24 protein-coding genes are annotated in these 15,385 nt (G+C 55.5%); 17 read left to right on the top strand and 7 right to left on the bottom strand.

Annotated features, from left to right (window positions below; all coding sequences use genetic code 11):
- The first annotated feature begins 291 nt into the window (after nucleotides 1-291).
- Entirely contained in the window at nucleotides 292-717 is a 426-nt protein-coding gene (locus tag KP708_RS05000; protein ID WP_215750688.1) for a hypothetical protein, read from the top strand.
- Here KP708_RS05000 and KP708_RS04995 read toward each other — a convergent pair.
- The 3 genes from KP708_RS04995 to KP708_RS04985 all read right to left on the bottom strand — a co-directional run bounded on the left by KP708_RS04995 (nucleotide 680) and on the right by KP708_RS04985 (nucleotide 1,734).
- Entirely contained in the window at nucleotides 680-973 is a 294-nt protein-coding gene (locus KP708_RS04995) for a hypothetical protein (protein ID WP_215750687.1), read from the bottom strand. The genes KP708_RS05000 and KP708_RS04995 overlap by 38 nt on opposite strands.
- 172 nt (nucleotides 974-1,145) lie before the next feature.
- Nucleotides 1,146-1,397: a hypothetical protein gene (locus tag KP708_RS04990; RefSeq protein ID WP_215750686.1), complete on the bottom strand. Its 252-nt coding sequence runs from the start codon at nucleotides 1,395-1,397 to the stop codon at nucleotides 1,146-1,148.
- Between the two features lie 112 nt (nucleotides 1,398-1,509).
- Complete coding sequence (locus KP708_RS04985) at nucleotides 1,510-1,734, bottom strand: hypothetical protein (protein ID WP_215750685.1); 225 nt, start codon at nucleotides 1,732-1,734, stop codon at nucleotides 1,510-1,512.
- Between the two features lie 87 nt (nucleotides 1,735-1,821).
- Between KP708_RS04985 and KP708_RS04980 the strand changes: the two genes are divergently transcribed.
- The 9 genes from KP708_RS04980 to KP708_RS04940 all read left to right on the top strand — a co-directional run bounded on the left by KP708_RS04980 (nucleotide 1,822) and on the right by KP708_RS04940 (nucleotide 7,184).
- On the top strand, nucleotides 1,822-2,271 hold the full coding sequence (locus KP708_RS04980) for a hypothetical protein (RefSeq protein ID WP_215750684.1): 450 nt from the start codon (nucleotides 1,822-1,824) through the stop codon (nucleotides 2,269-2,271).
- Nucleotides 2,268-3,470 (top strand): hypothetical protein, encoded by a 1,203-nt coding sequence (locus tag KP708_RS04975; protein ID WP_215750683.1) that lies wholly within the window; start codon nucleotides 2,268-2,270, stop codon nucleotides 3,468-3,470. The genes KP708_RS04980 and KP708_RS04975 overlap by 4 nt, the downstream gene beginning before the upstream one ends.
- Nucleotides 3,467-3,679 carry a hypothetical protein gene (locus KP708_RS04970; protein ID WP_215750682.1) on the top strand — a complete coding sequence of 71 codons (213 nt, stop codon included), beginning with the start codon at nucleotides 3,467-3,469 and terminating at the stop codon, nucleotides 3,677-3,679. The genes KP708_RS04975 and KP708_RS04970 overlap by 4 nt, the downstream gene beginning before the upstream one ends.
- 13 nt (nucleotides 3,680-3,692) lie before the next feature.
- Nucleotides 3,693-4,181, top strand: a complete 489-nt coding sequence (locus KP708_RS04965) for a hypothetical protein (protein ID WP_215750681.1) — start codon at nucleotides 3,693-3,695, stop codon at nucleotides 4,179-4,181.
- A gap of 18 nt (nucleotides 4,182-4,199) precedes the next feature.
- The gene (locus KP708_RS04960) at nucleotides 4,200-4,763 is read left to right on the top strand and encodes a hypothetical protein (RefSeq protein ID WP_215750680.1); all 564 of its coding nucleotides are present in this window, start codon (nucleotides 4,200-4,202) and stop codon (nucleotides 4,761-4,763) included.
- A gap of 125 nt (nucleotides 4,764-4,888) precedes the next feature.
- Entirely contained in the window at nucleotides 4,889-5,302 is a 414-nt protein-coding gene (locus KP708_RS04955) for a hypothetical protein (protein ID WP_252347456.1), read from the top strand.
- Nucleotides 5,303-5,484: 182 nt separating this feature from the next.
- On the top strand, nucleotides 5,485-6,336 hold the full coding sequence (locus KP708_RS04950) for a tyrosine-type recombinase/integrase (RefSeq protein ID WP_063904165.1): 852 nt from the start codon (nucleotides 5,485-5,487) through the stop codon (nucleotides 6,334-6,336).
- Nucleotides 6,337-6,378: 42 nt separating this feature from the next.
- A complete protein-coding gene (locus tag KP708_RS04945) occupies nucleotides 6,379-6,576 on the top strand; it encodes a hypothetical protein (RefSeq protein WP_086632918.1) in 198 nt (65 codons plus the stop codon).
- A complete protein-coding gene (locus KP708_RS04940; protein WP_215750679.1) occupies nucleotides 6,573-7,184 on the top strand; it encodes a DUF3164 family protein in 612 nt (203 codons plus the stop codon). The genes KP708_RS04945 and KP708_RS04940 overlap by 4 nt, the downstream gene beginning before the upstream one ends.
- Here the strand turns inward: KP708_RS04940 and KP708_RS04935 are convergent.
- Both KP708_RS04935 and KP708_RS04930 read right to left on the bottom strand, forming a co-directional pair.
- On the bottom strand, nucleotides 7,164-7,871 hold the full coding sequence (locus tag KP708_RS04935; protein ID WP_215750678.1) for a Bro-N domain-containing protein: 708 nt from the start codon (nucleotides 7,869-7,871) through the stop codon (nucleotides 7,164-7,166). The genes KP708_RS04940 and KP708_RS04935 overlap by 21 nt on opposite strands.
- Nucleotides 7,868-8,299, bottom strand: a complete 432-nt coding sequence (locus tag KP708_RS04930; protein WP_215750677.1) for a hypothetical protein — start codon at nucleotides 8,297-8,299, stop codon at nucleotides 7,868-7,870. Before KP708_RS04930 ends, KP708_RS04935 begins: the two co-directional genes overlap by 4 nt.
- Before the next feature lie 116 nt (nucleotides 8,300-8,415).
- Here KP708_RS04930 and KP708_RS04925 point away from each other — a divergent pair, with 116 nt between their 5' ends.
- The gene (locus KP708_RS04925; RefSeq protein ID WP_252347455.1) at nucleotides 8,416-8,571 is read left to right on the top strand and encodes a CopG family transcriptional regulator; all 156 of its coding nucleotides are present in this window, start codon (nucleotides 8,416-8,418) and stop codon (nucleotides 8,569-8,571) included.
- Between the two features lie 183 nt (nucleotides 8,572-8,754).
- Entirely contained in the window at nucleotides 8,755-9,726 is a 972-nt protein-coding gene (locus tag KP708_RS04920) for a hypothetical protein (RefSeq protein ID WP_215750675.1), read from the top strand.
- A 73-nt stretch (nucleotides 9,727-9,799) separates the two neighbouring features.
- Here the strand turns inward: KP708_RS04920 and KP708_RS04915 are convergent, their stop codons facing one another.
- A complete protein-coding gene (locus tag KP708_RS04915) occupies nucleotides 9,800-10,057 on the bottom strand; it encodes a BrnA antitoxin family protein (protein ID WP_252347454.1) in 258 nt (85 codons plus the stop codon).
- A complete protein-coding gene (locus tag KP708_RS04910; RefSeq protein ID WP_211513384.1) occupies nucleotides 10,017-10,289 on the bottom strand; it encodes a BrnT family toxin in 273 nt (90 codons plus the stop codon). The genes KP708_RS04915 and KP708_RS04910 overlap by 41 nt, the downstream gene beginning before the upstream one ends.
- A gap of 72 nt (nucleotides 10,290-10,361) precedes the next feature.
- Here KP708_RS04910 and KP708_RS04905 point away from each other — a divergent pair, with 72 nt between their 5' ends.
- From KP708_RS04905 to KP708_RS04885, 5 genes are all read left to right on the top strand, one after another.
- Nucleotides 10,362-10,676 carry an HNH endonuclease signature motif containing protein gene (locus KP708_RS04905; RefSeq protein ID WP_211512790.1) on the top strand — a complete coding sequence of 105 codons (315 nt, stop codon included), beginning with the start codon at nucleotides 10,362-10,364 and terminating at the stop codon, nucleotides 10,674-10,676.
- Between the two features lie 186 nt (nucleotides 10,677-10,862).
- Nucleotides 10,863-11,450 carry a terminase gene (locus tag KP708_RS04900; protein ID WP_215750673.1) on the top strand — a complete coding sequence of 196 codons (588 nt, stop codon included), beginning with the start codon at nucleotides 10,863-10,865 and terminating at the stop codon, nucleotides 11,448-11,450.
- On the top strand, nucleotides 11,440-13,233 hold the full coding sequence (locus KP708_RS04895; RefSeq protein ID WP_215750672.1) for a terminase large subunit: 1,794 nt from the start codon (nucleotides 11,440-11,442) through the stop codon (nucleotides 13,231-13,233). Before KP708_RS04900 ends, KP708_RS04895 begins: the two co-directional genes overlap by 11 nt.
- Nucleotides 13,221-14,558 carry a phage portal protein gene (locus KP708_RS04890; RefSeq protein WP_215750671.1) on the top strand — a complete coding sequence of 446 codons (1,338 nt, stop codon included), beginning with the start codon at nucleotides 13,221-13,223 and terminating at the stop codon, nucleotides 14,556-14,558. The genes KP708_RS04895 and KP708_RS04890 overlap by 13 nt, the downstream gene beginning before the upstream one ends.
- Nucleotides 14,555-15,283 carry a head maturation protease, ClpP-related gene (locus tag KP708_RS04885; protein ID WP_215750670.1) on the top strand — a complete coding sequence of 243 codons (729 nt, stop codon included), beginning with the start codon at nucleotides 14,555-14,557 and terminating at the stop codon, nucleotides 15,281-15,283. The genes KP708_RS04890 and KP708_RS04885 overlap by 4 nt, the downstream gene beginning before the upstream one ends.
- Nucleotides 15,284-15,385 lie beyond the last annotated feature (102 nt).

The following is a 15,385-nucleotide window of genomic DNA, read 5'->3' as shown; positions in this document are numbered from 1 at the left end:
TTTTGCACGTCTTGACGAGATGATGTGTGCGCCATACTCACGCAAAAACTTGACAGAAATATGTGAGACATGCTCACATTGCTTTATGGATATTGGTGAAGTGATACGGGCCGCAGGTGGCCCCAAGAAGGTAAGTGAAGCCATTAAGCGCTCTCACTCTGCAGTCTGTAAGTGGCGGCAAGTGCCCCCAATCCACGTCATCGCGGTCGCACGGCTCGCCAATCTCGATCCACACGTAATCCGCCCAGACATATTCCCTCAACCATGTCATGATTTCGGAACGGTCGCAGCATGAGCATTCTTCATACCCTCAAGCGTAAGCTTCGCTCATGCCGCCGTCAGCAAGATGCTGTCTTGGCCATCTTCAAGACTAATTTAGAGCGGGAAATTGCGAAGAAACTTAAGTACCTAGCAGATGAGGTATATGGACTCGCATCGGCAAGGAACATCTGGGCCGCAGAATTTGTGATCTGTGAACGGAGAGCTTTCGAGAAGCTCTCCGCGGCAGAGAAAATTGCCTTGATCAACGTGTTGTATGCCAGAGCACATGAGCTTCGAAATTGGTACATTCCGATAGCCCAACTACCGATCCATTCGACGGCTAGTGGGTTTCAAATCTGGATGTCCGATCTTGAAGAAACTACTATCAAGTGCGGTGCTTACGAGACCGAACAGCCAGTTAAGACCCAAATTGCTTCTTATGTTCGTAAGCCTTGATAATGGCGTCTTTCTTTCCATCATCGGTCTGTTTAAGTGCGCGCAACCTAGCCTCGATGCAGTCCCTTGCCTCTGACAGAATGCGTTGTTCTTCAAATGCAAAGTCGACCTCAGATCCCGAAGGGTTCTGCACTGTGGCCCCGAGGGTAAGGTCGTGGATACGGGTCTCATCCGTTGTATCGCTCAAAGCAATTTCGAATTCATACTCGAATGGCGTTGTTCGTACGACTGAAAGAATGCCTACTTTACTTGACACGGAATCGCCTCCTGTTGGTTGTGTCGAAAACAGGATGGACGATCGTGGTCGGGGACGCGAGTCCTCGACCACACTGTGGGGAGTATGCGCGTGACGTTCTTCCCTCACGATAAATGCAAGCTCTTGCCTTCTGAGGCGATGACTTGTGCCGAAAAAGTATGGGCGGCGAGCTTTAGTGCATCTCGCCTTCGGGCTTCTGGAGAAGAACCTGTGCAGCGTCGAGCAGATCGCGTCCTAGTTCAGCCGCCGTCTGCGGCGAAAGCGAGAACTGCTCCAGCTTATCCCCAGCCGGATAGTGTTCAGGAGATGTGGCAGCTTTTACCTGAAGCACCACGGCACCGTCCTGAATCACAACCGCACGGAAGCCCGTTACGCTCGAGATATCGAGGTTTCCGTCTTTTTTCAGTTTCCATTCGTCAGCCATGGATCAATCCTTCTGTACATTCAAAGCTGACAGGACATCCCATTTTTAACGCCTTAACGACAAGGCTGACAGTTGATTTTGTAAGGTCATTCTTCAATCTCAGCGCTTGCCTTTACAGCACCTTGGATGCCCGGGTGCGATCAACCCCCAGCGCCCAGTCACTGGCAGCTTTGACAAGTTTTGGGTCTGCTGCCGGTACGCTTGCCATCGCAGTGCGGAACTGTTGCACCGTTGTTTCGTCTGCGCTGCACAGCACGGCGTTCAAAGCGACCTGCACCAGTGTTAACTGCCGATATAGCGACTCAATCGGCCGACGCGCATCCAGTTCAAGGTACACTGATCGTTTCCAGTCAAATTATGTCAAAAACAGAGAGAGCGCTGCCCTAAACGAAATATACCCCCGTTGGGTTTGCGGTACAGTGCTATGATTATCGCCCCTGCCCTCAAAACAGCCACACAACTTGCCGTTCGTGCGATTGGCGGCATCGATGCCACAGCAGCGGTCACACGCGTTGGCCGTGCGCGGATCTCGGAATACCAAAACCGCAATTCTGCCACGACAGCCCCAATAGACGTGGCGATTGTGCTGGATGAGTTTGCCCAGGAGCCATTCATCCTGCAGGCGATGGCGCATGAGTTGGGCTACCACCTGACACCGGTTCAGCTTGGCCACGGCGATGTGGCCGAGATCATGGAAGACGTGGCCGACAAGGCCAACGACACCATGAAGATGACGATCCGCGTCCTGGCAGACGGCATTGTCACGGTCGAAGAAGCCCACAAACTGGGCCACGAACTGACCAAGCTGCGCCGTGTCGTGGATCATGCTTTGAAGATCGTTCGCGGATTGGAAAAGGCAGGAGCTTCCAAATGACGCTCCAGATCCCCGCCACGTTTGATCGGGACAACATCCCGGCCATGGCGTTCCTTAAGGTGCTCCCCGCAGAACAGCGGGGCGTATTCCACTCCCTCATGGACGTATTGAAAGCCGCTCGTGACGTGGTGTTCCGTGTTGGCGGCCGCGCACTGGATGACGCTCAAGTGGCGCAGATGGCGTGCGAGCATGTCGATGTACTGCAACGTGTACTGCCGGAACTCGAGTTCACCCGCTTTATCCTGCGTGATGAAGACGGCGCGCTCTATAGCCCTCACCTCGTAGAGCGTCAGATCCGGCGCGAAGAACGTGCTCAGGCCCGCGCTGAAAAGCAACGCCGCCTGGAGGAGTTTCAGGAGCGTCAGGACGCCGGAGAGTTCGCACCGGAAGCCTCGATGAAAGTGATGACCTCTCGTGCCAATGCCGCCAAAGGTGGACGGCCACGCAAAGGCGAGACATCCGAGCAAGCACGGGAACGCCGTGAGCGGGAAGCCGTCGAGCAGCGTGAAATGCGGCTGCTGTCATCAATCAGTGGTGGAGCAGTTTCCGAAACTCAAAACCAAAACCAGTTTTCAAAAACGGTTTTGGTTTCCGGAGTTTCGGTTTCAAAACCGGTTTCCGGGTTTCCCGTAGATCTAGAAGTAGAGAAAGATATATCCCCTTCTGATTCTAATTCTACGAAACCGGCTGAAACCGAAAACGACAAACCGGCTCTTGAGATTTCAGAAGCCCTGATCTCCCAGACTGTCGCTCGCGTTCTCAAGGTTGGACGCCTTCCGGACGGTCAGGCCGGTTTCGCCAAGAGCATTTGCGGTCGCTTCCTGCGGGAGGGCATCCCGGCTGATGTTCTGGTCGAGGCTGTGAAGCAGCACACCAAGAAAATGGCTCTGAACGGCGACACAGCCTACAAAATGGGCGCATTTCGCAAGCCTATCGAACGGTTCTGGGCGGATCATCAGGCCGGTGTTTCGACTGCCCCAGTGCCAGAGCCTATCCCTCGTGAAGACTGGGAAGACCGTGCGCTGGAGGCTTATGCCAAGGCGCAGAAGATCTGGAGTGAAGCCTTTCATCTCCAGCGGGACTACTCAGCCGTGAAGCGCGAATGGCCGGAGTTGGCCAAGAAGCATGACCTTCCCGCCTGCCCCGTTGAGCGCGCCGCGTATCTGGACTGGTACCGCCCGCAGGCTCAGGCCGCATGAAGGCACTGCGGCGCGCCCTCGCCTCATTCACCCACTCTGAATTCCTCACGATCCGCTCTGAACGTGACCAGGCGCAGCGTGCTGCCCTGGCACTGGAGCGGACCGTGGCGGATCAAGCCCTGGAGATTGTCACACTCCAGGCCCGTCTGGCTCGGCTCACTTCGAACCGGGATGCCGACGGCCGATTTATGAAGCGCAACCCCACATGAACGTGGAATGCAAATGACTACTGCCGCCAAGGCAACTGAAGACCTTACAGAAGAAATCGTCCCGATGATCGGGGCTTGGAACCAACGAATTACCTTTGCAGAACTGGAGATCAGTAAAGTCAGGACTGAGGTTATGCGCCGCGGCGTTGGCCTTTACAGTCTCTTGCGCAGCGGCACTATCAAGCAGTGGCATGTCGATGCTGCGCAGCGTTGGGCTCGTGATTTTGAGACCGGAATTATGGGCGCAGCCGATCCAGAGCGGCGCTCTACTGGCCAAGGCACCCTCGAAGACATGATGCTGGCACGCTCCGCAGCCGTGGCGCGCTGTGAGGGCGTCCGGCGGGCGTTAGGGCGTTATGCTGCGGATCTTCTGGTTCTTCTAGTTTTGGATGGACTCTCAATCGCTAAAATTGCCGAGATGTACGGCAAAAATCGCCAGACCATGACTGGGACTATCGAGCTTCTCTTAGAGCAAGTCGCGGACTACTATGAGGTGAATTAAATTCAGCGACTGGCTTTTATGTGCGACTCAAGCTCTTTCTGGACACTCCCACCGCATCAAGCCAGAGATATCGCCGGATATATCTTCAATGCAGTACAAGCAGGTATTACTGCATGGCTAGCTTGGGTCGGATATAAGGTTGCCAAACAATCTAAAGATGCAACTCAAGCACAAAGGGATATTGCCTCTAATCAGTATAAAATTAGCCTTTACCAAGTCAGAAGGGAAGCACTTGATGACCTGGACTCATGGATTTATCAAAATCAGGAATACGATTTTCAAAAATACGAAAAATACACAAAAGTAATTTCATTAATACAATGTATAGATTGCGTATTTGATGCAGATACAAACTTAGGAAAAATAAAAGAGCAAATAACTCAAATTAGAGTTTTAGATCCAAGAATAGTACTCTCTCAAATTCCCGGCATGCCGGCAAGATATATTGCTTTGGCCAAGGGTATCGAACACGCAACGGGCCAGAATAGGGCATCGGGTATTTATTCAGAACTCCTGGAGGAACTGGAGACAATCGCCTTAGCCTTCCGAAAGAGCCTTAGGGTGCCGTCCCGACCGTATTGATAAAGATATCTGTTGACCTGAAACAGGAACGGACAGTAAACATCTAATCTCTGCGAAGGCGTGTGACTGGAAACGGTCCACGCCTTTTTTATTGGCGTTTCGCCTCCCCCAAAAGTGAATCAGAAATGCGGACACTCGCACCTGCGAGCGCAGGCGACGTGTGCCGTCGCGGCGCGCAGCACTATTTTGTGCTGGCGGTCGAGGGTGCGCGGGCACTTTGCGTGCCCGTCATCTTTAATCGCACCTTTATCCATCGCGCCGATGTCTCAGTCTGGGGCGGAAAGCGCGAAAAATTCCTGCGACTTGCTGGATCCACGGTCGTGCGGTGCACAGATCACCGCTGGCACAGCAACACCTGGGACAGCCACGTCATGCAGGCCAGTCCCGCAACCATACGAAAAATCCTCGCCAGCTTTGGTCGGGATCTCGAAGCCCAGGCGATAGAAGCTGGCGGCTCAGGATTGTATCAATCTGTCCTGGCACGCGGTCCCAAGCACGGTGATCGTGGTCGAAAGAAAGGCGGATCGCCTTCTGACTGACCAGGGCAAAAGCCGACACGATAACCCGGAGTTATCTGACAAGCCTGTGCGGGTTGAGTGTCAGATAACCCGCTGGAGGGGTTCAGAACCCGTCAGATAATCACGGTTATCTGACGGTTTTTCAGGGTCTCCGCAGGATCGGAAACCTTTATAATTCAATACCTTGTCGGAGAGTTGGGCCAATGGCGCCAGCGACGGACGCGAAAAAGCCCCGTATCTCTGATGACGATCGCCTCGTGAATATGTGGCTTCACAACCGGTCTGCGAACACCTCCCGCGCCTATCGTGCGGATGTGGATGCGTTCCGCCAGTGGACAGGCAAGCCGCTTGCGGATGTTGTCCTGGATGACCTGCAAGGCTGGTTTGACAGCCTCACAGGATCAGACGCCACGCGCCGCCGAAAGCTGGCATCCGTCAAATCGGCTCTGGCCTTTGGGGTCCGCGTTGGTTTTCTGGATGTGGACGTTGGCGCAGCGCTTCGCCTGGAGCGTGGGCGCGATTGTCTCAGTGAGCGGATCCTCACGGAAGAGGAAGTGCGGCGCATCATCGACATGGAGCCCTGCCCACGAAAGCAGGTTGCTCTGAATGTCCTTTATTACATGGGGCTGCGCATCTCAGAGATGTGCGCCCTCAAATGGCGAGACATGACACGGCGTCAACAGGGAGGCGTGGCCTCTGTGTTCGGCAAAGGGAACAAGACACGGCATGTGTCTGTTCGCGCAAAGCTGTGGAAAGAGATCGTGGCTGTGAGAGCAGACGACTGGCGTCCCGATACGCCTGTCGTCCCCGGTCACGATGGGAGCCCGCTTCACTTGAGAGCGGCACATCGCCTCGTGAAGCGGGCGGCGAAGCGGGCCGGATTGCCTGATGCCTCTGCGCACTGGTTCCGGCACGCCCATGCCTCACACGCATTGGACAACGGCGCACCCGCCCATGTTGTCCAGCAGACTTTGGGACATTCCGACCTGAAGACCACCACACGATACGCCCACGTCCGAGAGGGCGATGGCGGCGGCAATTACCTGAAAGACTGACGCCTCACGAAGCGGCGGCGTCGGCCATTATTGGAGAGCGCTATGAGCACCCGATACCGACGACGCCCTGAGACACCCGCCGAGATCCGGGCCGAGCATGTGGACTTCTGGACCCGCGCAGCCGAGCGCTACGAACGCACGGCGCACCATGCCCGGATGCCAGGAATGAAGATCTGGGCCGCTGCCGAGGCACGCCGCGCCCGCGCAGTTGAGGCCAAGCGCAAGCGAGAACAGGCATGAGCCATAATCCCGACGATTACATGAAGGATTCCGCTGGACGCCTTGTCCCGCGTGCAAACGTGAAGCCGGAAGACCTTCTCCAGGACGAACTGGTCAAGAAGCTCTTCGAGCGTGCCCGCGCCATTCGTGAGCTGATGCGCCAGTTTCGTGAGGATGCGGACAGCGATATCCGGGCTTTTCTTGACCTTCTGGCTGAACAGTATGGCGCCAAGAAAGGCGGTGCGAAGGGCAATCTGACGCTGTCGACCTATGACGGCTGCGAGCGCGTGACCATCGCCATCAGTGACACCATCACGTTCGGCCCTGAACTTCAGATCGCCAAGGAACTGGTGGACAGCTGCCTGACACGCTGGACGGAAGGCGGAAACGCCAACATCCGCGCTGTCGTCACCGATGCCTTTGACGTAGGCAAGGAAGGCAAGCTGAACGTCTCGAAGATCCTGGGCTTGCGCCGGCTTTCGATCGACGATGAGGAATGGAAGCGCGCCATGCAGGCCATCACTGACGCGGTGAAGGTCAATGCCTCTCGCAGTTACATCCGTTTTCACGAACGCGCCTCACCTGATGGCGCGTTCATTCAGGTACCGCTAGATATTGCCAAGGCGTGACTGTGGGTCATCCGTCGAATAGGTGATAACCGTTGACGAACTGCCATCTTCGGAGGGGATGACTTCCTTCTCGACCATATGGAAGCGGCGCTCCCGAGCCTGTTCGGGCGTTTCTCCCTTTCGTGGTCGGCCGCCTAATGAGCCATTATGTCGACTGGCCACCCGGTGATGACCGGACAACGGAAGCGCAGCGATTCTGTCGTTCAGGGTTGCTTCCAGCAACGCGCGTACACCCTGTTTGCGTGGCATTGGGAAATCCAGCCCGGATTTCTTCCATTCCTGCAATGCAGACGCTTCCCCCATTGCATCCCACAAGGCCAGAACACGGGCAAAGCGGTTGAACCATTCTTCCCGACTAACGGAGGGCGAGAAACGACCCGTCTTGCGGATAGTCGGAAGAACGTCTTCGAAGACCCATTTTTCGAACTGTTCTGCTTCGGGAAGTTTGCTTCGGATAATAAGACGCAGAACGTCAGGTTCAGAAAGAACACGGACATCCTGAAGGCCACCAGAGGTTAAAAGGGGGTAGCGTTTCGCGACCCCCTTGCAGTGCTTGTTGATCGCATCTGTAACATTCATATAGCCTAGACGCTCCGCAACGTCCTTGCCCACGAAGTACGGTTCCCCATCCAGTATGACCACACGGATTTCCGAACCCTCGAAGCTGAAAGGCACGATATCGGTCACGCCCTTGCCTCCGTTGCGAACATGGCAATGTCCTGAAGTAGACTAAATACGAGCTGCACCTCCGGCTGCTCGGTCTCCATTTCACAATCAGCAATATGATCGGGCAGGTAAACTTGGATCACTTTAGCCTTAGCGTTGATGCCTAACATCGTTTGCGCGGATATCTGGCTAATACGATCAAGCAGTTCCAAATCAAGAGAACAGAGGTCTTCTTCTCTCGCCAGTTCGGCTAGATAGGCCGTTGAGCCGATGGGATGCTGTGATCGATTATCGAGTTGAGAGCGAACAGCAATGAACTCATCACACAGACTGATGAGATGTGCGTCTGGACGTGCCATCGCCTGAACTGAACCTGCCATAGGCAATGTGACAAGTCCGGCAAGCATTGCGCGCCGGGATGTGTTAGAGGCTTGGGTAGCCTTTGACATGGGGTGCATTCCCTTGTTTTGGGTTAGGGAGGCTTGCGGTTGCCAGACTGCTTGCCTCCCGAACTTTTTGCGGGCATAAAGTTGGAATGTCAACACTTAATGCTAGCAAAAAGAAGATGGGACGACCCCGCGTGGACAGCGAGGAAGTCAGTGCACGCATACAGCGGGCCTTACTGCAACGACTTGAGCAATGGGCTGCGAAGCACGATATTCCTCGCGCGGAAGCAATCCGTCGTCTCATTCAGATTGCCTTGGACGCCGACAAAGAATAGGGTTTTCCCCTCTCCGCAGGGTCAGATAGGGCGACAGGCTCATGACAACAGGATCAAGTAGAGTTCCGCGCATGATTAAAAGAATGCTAGGCGAATCTACAGAACGTCTATCCCCGATGGACTCCGAAGAAATCGCGCGTATAAACAAACAAATTGAACGCGACGAGAAGGAAGTCGAGGCGTATGTCAGAAGCCGACAAGAAAGTATCGGAAGAGGCGTTAGAAGAGCCGCAAAACGCTTCCGTCCTTGATATTCTTTACTGCGACGCGACGCGTATTGGTGCGTTTCTATCCCAATTTGACGAGCTTGGTGTTCCCACTCGCATAAGTGTTTCCGAGAGTATGCAGAAAGCTCTCGGACGGTCTTTTAAGTTCAGTGTCGGAGGCGGCCTTCCCGCAGTGGGAAATGCAACTTTCAATGTTGAAAGAGGAGCTCCTACCCAAAGCGGTCAGCAGGGTGAGACACGAGATTACGATCCGCTATGGGCGAATGCATTTGCATTGCTCGATTACCTTGAGACCAATGAACTATTAGTACGAAGCCTTGATGCAGCTCGGATCGGACAATTTGTTTTGGCCACAGGGTCCATGTCCGTCATGGATCTTACTTTGTTCAAGGATCTCTGGGCAGCGCCTGGTTTTAAGGCCCTCATTAAGGGCTCTCAGCAGCAAGAGACTTCTGCACCCGTTCCTAATCGTCAGCAACGACGCGCAGGTAAGCAGAAAGGTGCAGCTAATTCGGAAGATGCTACTGCTTCAAATGCGACTGACACTGCATTCTCGATCGTCAGTATGCTGCCTCATGCCACTCAGGCACGCGTTCTTCTGCCGACAACAAATCAAACGGTTTGGAGTTCTTTACGCCCAGAAGGAATGGTTATTTCACCATCTGACATTTTCTTGAAACATGGTCTCGCTGTTGCAGGTGAATGGAGCATGATGGGTATTCTAGATGCTTTCCCTGACACAAATGCTTCTGGAGGGATGAGCCCGGAGGGCATCCATGCTTTATCTCATGCTCAAGCCACAGCAACAAATAACCCATTTGGTGAAATGATGTTGAATATCCTTCCTTTCGTTCGCCCTATGCTAGGACGACCGTTCGATGCATTTGGAATGACGCCTCTTCTCATCTATCGGAAGATTTCTGGCTAAATTACCTAGCCGGGCGTGTGCACTTAACCACAAAGGCTACGCTCGGTGATTCACTAGATCCTAAACTACTGTCTCAATGAGATAGCGCGGCCTTCAACGCCTCGTTGATCCTTGTCTGCCAGCCCGCGCCTTGTCGCTTGAAAGCGTCCAAAACATCAGCATCTAACCGCAAGGTCACCTGCTGCTTTCGGTGCGGGTTACTCGGACGCCCACGGCGCACGACCGTCTCACCGTTCCGAATGGTCGCTGCTTCAAAGAAAGCGTCGGTGAGTTCCGGAGCATCGTCCGGATCAACCCATTCTGGCTTTCCACTGTTGTTCTTCGCGTTCATGTGCATGCCTCATGGAGATAATGCGGCGAGCATCGCCACGTGGTGTCCAGACCATTACGACAAGGCGTTCATTCAACATCCCGGCCGTGATGAAACGCTCTTCGCCATAGTCTTTTCGTAAATCCGGCGCGGTTGCTGTCATGCCTTCGAAAACGACAGCGGCGTCGGCGAAGTCGAGACCGCGTTCCGACAAGGTTTTATCGCGCTTGGCGTTATCGAACTCGACTTTCATACATTTACCGTAGCTACAGATAATCCGTGAAGCAAGGATATAATGTAGTTACACATAATAGCGAGAAGCATCATGGCACTGCTACGTTGCATCAACAGCGGGTTAGCAGTGCTGGACACCAGCATTGCCCGCGTTCCTCCCAAGACTGCGGATGCGTTCTACGTATCGAAGGAATGGCGCGGCCTCATGGCCACCATCCTCAAACAGCGTGGACGTGCCTGCGAGCGCTGCGGCCGAACGGGCTGCCGAATCTTCGGTGATCATATCGTTGAGCTGAAGGATGGCGGTGCGAAGCTGGACCCGAAGAACGTCCAGCTGCTCTGCGGTTCGTGCCACACGGCCAAGACGGCGCAGGCCAGAGCAAGGCGAACCGCCAAAAACTGGTGAAAATGGCGGAAAACTGCTGTTTTTTCATCTCGACACGTCAAACCATACCGAAACGGTACGGATTGAAGGGGGTGGGTCGGATCTTCAGGCCGGCCCAGGGGGCGTAACCGCGCCAGTCCCACGCGTGAAAATTTTTCCTGAAATTACGAAATGAGGTGCGCACCATCCTGCGCAGGACGGTCCAGAATGTCGAAGAAACCGCCAACAGACTGGGCGGAAATTGCCGACGCTTATTGCGCGGGAAGCCTGTCAAACCGCCAGATTGCCAAGCAATTCGGGATTGCTGAAAGCACCCTGCGCAAGCGCATCGCATCTGAAGGATGGGAGAAAACGGGCGCGCAAAAGGTGCGCACAACCACTCCCAAAGTGCGCACCACTGCGCACCAACGTCCAGTTGCGCAAAAACGCCCCTCACCTGTCGTCGCGGAAGCCATTCCCGAAGACCTGGAAGGCCGCCTTTTGAGCCTGGCCGAGCGAATGACCGATGAACTGGAAGACATCACGGCGCACCATGGCGAAATCTCGGAAGCGATTGAAATCGAGACAGCTAACGACGAAAATTCTCGGCGGCGGGATGCCATGATGAAAGCCATCAGCCACCCGATGCGTACGAATTCGCTCAAAACGATTGCGCAGACGGTCACACTTTTGGGCGGCAAAGCTGGTGCCAAAAAAGGCAAGAAAGAGCAGCAGAAAGACGCGGCGGAAAACGCATCTTCAGGTCGGTTCGCGCCAATGAACCAGCCCAAGCTCGTGGTGAACAATGGCAAGTGAGGGGACGGTCAAAACAACCTCTCGGGCACGAAAAACGACACCAAAACGATCGGGCATAAAAAAAGCGGTCAAACAGGTCGCAGCTATTACTGCGGCCGTTGCGAGCCTCACCTGGTCAACGGCTTGCCCTGATTGGGAACAGCGGATTGTTGCCCGCGAAAGCCTGATTCCCTGCGCACCTCTTTTCCCTGCCGCTGCCCAGCAGGGCATGGACGTTTTCAACGCCCTGAAGCTCGTCGACGTGATGGGCGAGCCAACGATCGGAGAGTCCTGCCGTCCCTGGCTGAAGGATTTCGCGGCATCCTTCTTTGGATCCTACGATCCGGACACAGGCGTCCGACACATCAACGAATTCTTCCTGCTGGTCAGCAAGAAGAACACCAAGTCCACCATCGCTGCCGGCGTCATGCTGACCCAGCTCGTCCTGAACTGGCGGCGGTCTGCCGAATTTCTCATTCTGGCACCGACCAAGGAAGCAGCTGACAACGCCTTTAAACCCGCCCGGGACATGGTCCTGAACGACCCGGACCTGGACGCAATCTTCCACGTCCAGCAGTACAACCGCGTCATTACCCACCGACAGACAGGCGCTACCCTTAAAGTCGTTGCGGCTGATGGCCAGGCAGTCGTTGGCAAGAAGGCCACGGGGATCCTGATCGACGAACTGTGGGAATTCGGGAAGAAACCGACAGGCGAGAACATGATCATGGAGGCCATGGGCGGCATGTCCTCGCGGCCGGAAGGCTTCGTGATTTACCTGTCCACTCAGTCGGAAGAAGAGCCCGCCGGCGTCTTTAAATCCAAGCTGGAGTATGCCCGGTCCGTCCGCGATGGAAAGCTGGAGAACAAGAAGTTCTTTCCGGTCATCTATGAGTTTCCCTTCTCTCTCATCGAGGCTGAGAAACACAAAGATCCAGACAATTGGTATATCACCAATCCGAACTATGGACTGTCAGTCAGTGAGGACTTCCTTCTCAGTCAGTTTGACCAGCAGAAGGAAGCCGGTGAAGGCCCGTTACGGGTCTGGATGGCCAAGCATCTGAATGTCCAAGTCGGTCTCTCCCTGCGAGAAAAGGCTTGGGCCGGTGCGAAATACTGGGAAAAGTGCGGTGATCCGAACCTGACCCTAAAAGAGCTTGTAAGACGCTCTCGTGTCCTCGTCGCCGGCATTGACGGCGGTGGCCTGGATGACTTTCTGTCCATGGTCGTTCTGGGCTGTGATGAGAAAACTGAAGAGTGGCTGCATTGGCAACGCAGCTGGGTCTTCTGCGATGTCCTCAAGACCCGCAAAGAAGAGGCTCCCCGCTATCTTGATTTCGAGAAAGAAGGGGATCTCGTCCTGGTCACACTTATGCAGGACGACATCATTGAATTGGGCGACATCGCAGAGGATCTCAACCGATCGGGCAAACTTGCCCTGATCGGGCTCGATCCAGCTGGGGTCGCGGAAATCGTCTTTGAGCTTCGCCGTCGAGAAATCGAGGAAAGCCAGATCGTTGGTGTCAGTCAGGGCTGGAAGCTCACCGGGCCAATCAAGACCCTAGAGCGCAAGCTGGCAGACGGGTCTTTCCATCATGGGGGGCGTCCCATCATGGGTTGGGCGGTGGGCAACGCCAAAGCCCAGGCACGGGGCAACAATATCGAGATCACCAAGCAGCTGGCGGGCGGAAAGAAGATCGATCCCCTGATGGCCACGTTCGATGCCGTGGCCTGTATGTCCAAAAACCCGGAGCCACCCGGACCCAAAAGCATTTTTGACCGTGAGGACCTATGGGATTCCTGAACACTATTTTCGGCGGCTCTCAACGTCCCCCTTCGGAACGGATCGAGCGTGTCTTGCCGCCCGTGATGGCCCAGAGCCTCGAAAATCCCAGCACGCCGCTTTCTGACATCGGCAACTGGGGCGAGTTTCTAGGGCTACCCGGCACCAATGATGACTGGATGCCGCCTGTCAGTGAGCGCACGGCCATGGCCTGCTCGGCGGTCTATCGATGCGTGACTCTGGAAGCCGGCGTCATCGCTGGTCTACCGCTCAAAATCTATCGCCTGTCTACGGACGGGCAGCGCGAAGAACTGCCGAACCATCGGCTGATGCCATTGCTGCAGACCGCACCGTTTCCAGGGCGGGCTCTCACAGCTTTCTCCTGGCGGGAACTCTGGGGCGTGAACATGCTGCTTTGGGGCAATCATTACAGCGCCATCCGCTACGACAACGCGGGCCGCGTTATCGGCTTTGACGCCTATATGCCCTGGCAGGTTCAAGTGGTCAGATTGCCTGGCAAGCGTGGCATCAATTTCTACGTTTGCACGGATGATGACGGCAACAGCGAAGTGCTGCACCAGGAGGACATACTGCACATTCCCGGACCGGGCTTTGACGGAATCAAGGGCCTGTCCCGGATCCAGTCTTTTGCACGCGGATCGGTCGGCCTGGCACGCTCGATGGAAGAGCGCACCGGGCGTGTCCATCAGAACGCCTCGATGCCGAGTGGTGTCATGCAGGTGCCTGGGAAAATGTCTGATCCGGCTTTCAAACGGCTCCGCCGCCAGCTGGAAGAGGCTCACACGGGCGTTGCCAACTGGGGCAAAACGGTCATCGCGGATGAAGGGTCGAAATACACGCCTTTCCAGCTCTCGCCGCAGGATCTCCAGACCATCGAAGCCAGACGCTACCAGGTGGCGGATATTTCCCGGTTCTTCGGCGTTCCGCTTCATCTGCTGAATGAAACGGACAAGACCACGTCCTGGGGCACAGGCCTGTCCGAGAACACACTGGCGTACCTCATCTTCTCGCTCGATGCAGATCTGCGACGGATCGAAAGCGAGCTGAATTACAAGCTGTTCTTGGGCACGCGTGTGTTCGCAGAATTTGACCGGGATGGCTTGCTGTCCATGGATCCGGCCAAGACAGCGTCGGTCATGCAAAGCGAGATCTCCAGCGGTGTCAGCACCATCAATGAGGCGCGCCGGAAAAAGAACCGACCACCCGTCCAGGGCGGCGACACGCCACTGATCAACAGCACCAACGTGCCGTTGACAACACAGGCAGCGAAGGGGCCGGATAATGCCCCGCCTGTTCCTCAACCTTCACCAGGGCAACAGGAATGAAACGCTATAATGCCCAGGCTGGCCGGTTCTCAAACCGCGCTCTCCTGGCCTTTACGCAGGCAGGGCTTCCCCAGACCCTGACCAGCCGGCCACGTGCAGACGGGCAACCGGCCGAGATCCTGCTGTATGACGAAATTGGCTTTTGGGGTGTGACGGCCAAGGACTTCGCCAACCAGCTGGCGCAGGTCGGTCCCGGTCCCATCAACCTGCGCATCAACAGCCCAGGCGGTGACGTGTTCGATGGCCTAGCCATCTATGCCTCGCTCAAGCAGCATGACGGCACAGTCAATGTCATCATCGACGGTCTTGCAGCCTCGGCGGCCTCTTACATCGCTCTTGCCGGCGATACGGTCTCGATCGCGCCCAATGCCTTCATGATGATCCACAATGCCTGGGGCCTTGTCGTTGGCAACAAAGCCGACATGACGGCCACGGCAGGCGTGATGGCCAAAATTGATGGCCAGATGGCTGCTCTTTACTCCGGAAAGACCGGACAGAGTGTCGAAGAGATTTCCGCACTGATGGATGCCGAGACCTGGTTTACGGCCGAAGAGGCCAAGGATGCAGGTCTGGCAGACGTCATCGTGAATGATGACCGCACGACCTCGCCATCCGCCAAGATCGATCTGACACCTGATAAGGATGTCCTCGCACTGGCGGCCGATATGGCGCTCTGCTCGCGTCGGCGCATGGCCCGTCTGGCCGAGGCCGAAAACACCCTCTGACCATGCTCTGACTGACCTCCAGGGGAGGCAGGATCAGACATGACTTTACGGCAGCGCGCCGCTCAGGCGCAGCACGCCCGTTTCCTATCTAAAACAGGACAT

Source organism: Gluconobacter sp. P5H9_a (genome assembly GCF_018812085.1).
Lineage (GTDB): Bacteria > Pseudomonadota > Alphaproteobacteria > Acetobacterales > Acetobacteraceae > Gluconobacter.
This window is presented reverse-complemented; position numbering and strand designations above follow the sequence as displayed.

What these genes read in the sequence shown, in the direction of transcription:
- KP708_RS04890 (WP_215750671.1), top strand. Translation starts at nt 13,221, where the DNA reads ATGGGATTCCTGAACACTATTTTCGGCGGCTCTCAACGTCCCCCTTCG.
- KP708_RS04900 (WP_215750673.1), top strand. Translation starts at nt 10,863, where the DNA reads ATGTCGAAGAAACCGCCAACAGACTGGGCGGAAATTGCCGACGCTTAT.
- KP708_RS04885 (WP_215750670.1), top strand. Translation starts at nt 14,555, where the DNA reads ATGAAACGCTATAATGCCCAGGCTGGCCGGTTCTCAAACCGCGCTCTC.
- KP708_RS05000 (WP_215750688.1), top strand. Translation starts at nt 292, where the DNA reads ATGAGCATTCTTCATACCCTCAAGCGTAAGCTTCGCTCATGCCGCCGT.
- KP708_RS04940 (WP_215750679.1), top strand. Translation starts at nt 6,573, where the DNA reads ATGAGCCATAATCCCGACGATTACATGAAGGATTCCGCTGGACGCCTT.
- KP708_RS04930 (WP_215750677.1), bottom strand. Translation starts at nt 8,299, where the DNA reads ATGTCAAAGGCTACCCAAGCCTCTAACACATCCCGGCGCGCAATGCTT.
- KP708_RS04920 (WP_215750675.1), top strand. Translation starts at nt 8,755, where the DNA reads ATGTCAGAAGCCGACAAGAAAGTATCGGAAGAGGCGTTAGAAGAGCCG.
- KP708_RS04955 (WP_252347456.1), top strand. Translation starts at nt 4,889, where the DNA reads ATGCGGACACTCGCACCTGCGAGCGCAGGCGACGTGTGCCGTCGCGGC.
- KP708_RS04975 (WP_215750683.1), top strand. Translation starts at nt 2,268, where the DNA reads ATGACGCTCCAGATCCCCGCCACGTTTGATCGGGACAACATCCCGGCC.
- KP708_RS04950 (WP_063904165.1), top strand. Translation starts at nt 5,485, where the DNA reads ATGGCGCCAGCGACGGACGCGAAAAAGCCCCGTATCTCTGATGACGAT.
- KP708_RS04945 (WP_086632918.1), top strand. Translation starts at nt 6,379, where the DNA reads ATGAGCACCCGATACCGACGACGCCCTGAGACACCCGCCGAGATCCGG.
- KP708_RS04915 (WP_252347454.1), bottom strand. Translation starts at nt 10,057, where the DNA reads ATGAACGCGAAGAACAACAGTGGAAAGCCAGAATGGGTTGATCCGGAC.
- KP708_RS04895 (WP_215750672.1), top strand. Translation starts at nt 11,440, where the DNA reads ATGGCAAGTGAGGGGACGGTCAAAACAACCTCTCGGGCACGAAAAACG.
- KP708_RS04905 (WP_211512790.1), top strand. Translation starts at nt 10,362, where the DNA reads ATGGCACTGCTACGTTGCATCAACAGCGGGTTAGCAGTGCTGGACACC.
- KP708_RS04925 (WP_252347455.1), top strand. Translation starts at nt 8,416, where the DNA reads ATGGGACGACCCCGCGTGGACAGCGAGGAAGTCAGTGCACGCATACAG.
- KP708_RS04960 (WP_215750680.1), top strand. Translation starts at nt 4,200, where the DNA reads ATGTGCGACTCAAGCTCTTTCTGGACACTCCCACCGCATCAAGCCAGA.
- KP708_RS04980 (WP_215750684.1), top strand. Translation starts at nt 1,822, where the DNA reads ATGATTATCGCCCCTGCCCTCAAAACAGCCACACAACTTGCCGTTCGT.
- KP708_RS04910 (WP_211513384.1), bottom strand. Translation starts at nt 10,289, where the DNA reads ATGAAAGTCGAGTTCGATAACGCCAAGCGCGATAAAACCTTGTCGGAA.
- KP708_RS04990 (WP_215750686.1), bottom strand. Translation starts at nt 1,397, where the DNA reads ATGGCTGACGAATGGAAACTGAAAAAAGACGGAAACCTCGATATCTCG.
- KP708_RS04970 (WP_215750682.1), top strand. Translation starts at nt 3,467, where the DNA reads ATGAAGGCACTGCGGCGCGCCCTCGCCTCATTCACCCACTCTGAATTC.
- KP708_RS04965 (WP_215750681.1), top strand. Translation starts at nt 3,693, where the DNA reads ATGACTACTGCCGCCAAGGCAACTGAAGACCTTACAGAAGAAATCGTC.